General features: G+C 26.8%; 5 protein-coding genes. All 5 read left to right on the top strand.

Features of this window, described 5'->3' with window-relative positions:
- Positions 1-142 precede the first annotated feature (142 nt).
- The 5 genes from B3603_RS00130 (at position 143) to B3603_RS00110 (ending at position 2,746) form a co-directional block, all read left to right on the top strand.
- On the top strand, positions 143-442 hold the full coding sequence (locus B3603_RS00130) for a hypothetical protein (RefSeq protein WP_312579593.1): 300 nt from the start codon (positions 143-145) through the stop codon (positions 440-442).
- Between the two features lie 25 nt (positions 443-467).
- Positions 468-869, top strand: coding sequence for a VOC family protein (locus B3603_RS00125; RefSeq protein WP_291559340.1), 402 nt, complete (start codon positions 468-470; stop codon positions 867-869).
- 151 nt (positions 870-1,020) lie between these two features.
- A complete protein-coding gene (locus tag B3603_RS00120) occupies positions 1,021-1,566 on the top strand; it encodes a hypothetical protein (protein ID WP_291559338.1) in 546 nt (181 codons plus the stop codon).
- A gap of 160 nt (positions 1,567-1,726) precedes the next feature.
- Positions 1,727-2,200 carry a GNAT family N-acetyltransferase gene (locus tag B3603_RS00115; RefSeq protein WP_291559336.1) on the top strand — a complete coding sequence of 158 codons (474 nt, stop codon included), beginning with the start codon at positions 1,727-1,729 and terminating at the stop codon, positions 2,198-2,200.
- A gap of 66 nt (positions 2,201-2,266) precedes the next feature.
- Positions 2,267-2,746 (top strand): hypothetical protein, encoded by a 480-nt coding sequence (locus tag B3603_RS00110; RefSeq protein WP_291559335.1) that lies wholly within the window; start codon positions 2,267-2,269, stop codon positions 2,744-2,746.
- Positions 2,747-2,915: the final 169 nt, after the last annotated feature.

Below are 2,915 nucleotides of genomic sequence, written 5' to 3'. Positions count from 1 at the left end.
TAGGAGTGTAATAAGTGTGTTATTATGCTACTTTTAAATGTACAATATACTAGGAAGGTATGTGATGTCTATTTGTAGAATTACTAAAGAAAGTAATTAGGACAAGTATCTTAATATGTTACTAAAATGGAGGATATTATATATGGAAAAAGAAGAATATGTAGAAGTAATAAAAGAATTGAGAGCTATGATTAAATCAGGAAAATACACAAAGTGTCCATGCCCTAAAGTTAAATGTGAGTGGCATGGAAATTGTTTTGAATGTGTAATGATACATAGAGTTAATCAAGATCATGTTCCAAATTGTATGCAGCCAATGCTTAGAAATAAAATTAAAGAACTTGCTAAAGTAGCTGAAATGATTACTGAACCAAAACCACTAACACCTGGAGAGTATTGGGATTATGTAAATGAAGTTTGTCCTAAAGAAGATGCGAAATAATAAAATGTAAAGGAAGGAAAATGTTATGATTATAGATCACCTAAATAGATATGTATCAGATGTAGATAAATTTATATTATTTTATGAAGATGCACTTGATTATAAGTTAATTGATAGTGGTATAAAATTAAATGGAAAAAAATATGCCATATTAAAAGGTGACAAACATGAGCTATTCATTTCAGAAAGAGAAGGCTTCCAAGTTGAAGATAAGCATAATTTTAGGCATATAGGTTACTTCGTTGAAAATGTAGATGAGCTATTAGATACTTTAAAAATAAAGGGTTATGTTAACAAAGAAGAAAAAATTATCGTTAAAGAGTTTTCAAGACAATTTTACATTAAAGATCCTGATGGATTTGAAATTGACTTAATTCAATGGACAGATAAAGAAGGATTTTATAATAAGCTTAAGCAAAAACAATAAGATAGTAGGTTAGTATATTTTTGTACCACTAATTGTTTTAATAAAGCTAGTTTTTTACTAGCAATACAAATGCTAATTTCCACCTCTGGGGAACTTAANNTAGCGGTGAACAGTGTTCGCCACATTTGCTATCTTAAAGGAGATAATATAAATGAAAAAACATTCCATGATGACTTTTGGACTTATAATTATTTCAATTATAGTAATTTTAAATGGTTGTAATCATAATGAAGTAACCACTAGAGAACAAAGCACAAATAAAAATATTGAAGAAGTAAGTGAAGAGTTTAAAAGTATTTACGACGATGAAGAAAGAATAGTTAATAATAGTGGTGGAGCCTATTATTCAGAATATGCGCTAGATAGGCAGAATAAGGATAACATTAGTGAAAGCATTGCTGGATATTATGGAGCAGTTAATTATTGGGTTTTAGATGCAAAATCAGCGGGGAAAATAACTTTAAATTATAATTTTGAATTTAGTAAAGAAGGAAAGTATAAACTGCTTTTATGTACTCCTGATAAAAAACTTGTAAAAATTTTTGAACATACCTTAGGTGACGATAGTGTAAAAAATGAAACAACAATAGATATAAAAAAAGGTGTAACAAGAATAGTAGCTGTTGGAAATAATGCTACTGCGAAAGTAGACATATCAATTAAAACACAAGGAGATATTGAGATAAAAAATAAATAGTTATAATGAGAATTAAGCCTTTATGGTTAAAATATTTTCTAAGAAATGTTAATATCAAATAAAAAATTATATAGTATGTACAGCATATAGATAAATTTTACTCACATCGATATTATATTTTTACAATAATTTTTAGAATGTTATAGAAGGTGGAATAATTATGGATTTCAAATTTATTTCTATGAATAGTGAATATGCTCATGAGATTGCATACAATTGGAAGTATGATGGCATATTTTCATTTTATGATATGACTGCTGATGAAGAAGATTTAGAAGAATTTCTCACTGAAGATAGATGGGGCAAAAATAAATTTGCAGTGTTAAATGAAGAAAATAAGTTAGTTGGATTCTATTCCTATTATTTTGAAGATGACATTATGTGGATAGGTTTTGGACTTAAACCTGAATTAACATCTAAAAGACTAGGGGCTAATTTTGTAAACTCAGGTATTGATTTTGCAGTAGAAAAATTTGATTATAAGAAGGACTATGTAATGTTAGCAGTTGCTTCATTTAATCATAGAGCAATAAGACTATATGAAAAAATAGGATTTAAATATGTAGAAAAATATATTCAACATACAAACGGCGACGATTTTGAATTTATTAGAATGAAAAAATATATAATTTAACTTATATAATGGGTTAAGCTGCAGCTAGTATTTAATAAATTTTTATGTTTATAGGGGGTAAAATATATGAAGATATTATTTGGGGGAATACTTCATATAGCTATAGGTTATTTAGCAGTATGGATCACATTATTTTTTCATGAATTTTCTCATGCATTTTTTGGATGGTTATTTGGTGTTTGTAAAAGTCCTATATCAATAGGGTATTTGCCAGTAGTAAAGTTGCCTATGACACCATTACTTGATGAAAACAAATTAAAAATGTTAGACAAATATAAACAAATATTAATTCATTCTGGTGGATTACTAATGAACTTATCAATGTTTATATTAGTAAGTATTTTAATATTGGTAAAGGCTATAACTCCAACTCCATATATGATGACATTTTTATTGTTGTTTATAATGTCTAACTTTGCTGAGTTAGAAAGTTATATTACATTTGGTGCAATTAACCCTATTAGTGATGTTAAGTTTATATTAAAAGTAGCAAATATTAAAAATTATATAATTTATATCCCAGGACTGATATTCTTGATAACTTGATAATGGGAATATACTTTTTACAAACTTATATAATTCCTAAAGGTCAGTTTGGATATTTAATATTTTTTGCTGTATTTTATATTACAGCTTGTTGCAGCCGTATAATTTTAACAAGACCTTTAAGTAAAATCTAATTTTAAAAAATTTACTAGCAATTTTATATTGCTAG

The sequence above is a fragment of the Clostridium sp. UBA2485 genome (assembly GCF_002341865.1).
Classification (GTDB): Bacteria; Bacillota; Clostridia; order Clostridiales; family Clostridiaceae; genus Clostridium_J.
The sequence above is the reverse complement of the archived record's forward strand: the minus strand, read 5'-3'. Positions and strand labels throughout refer to the sequence as shown.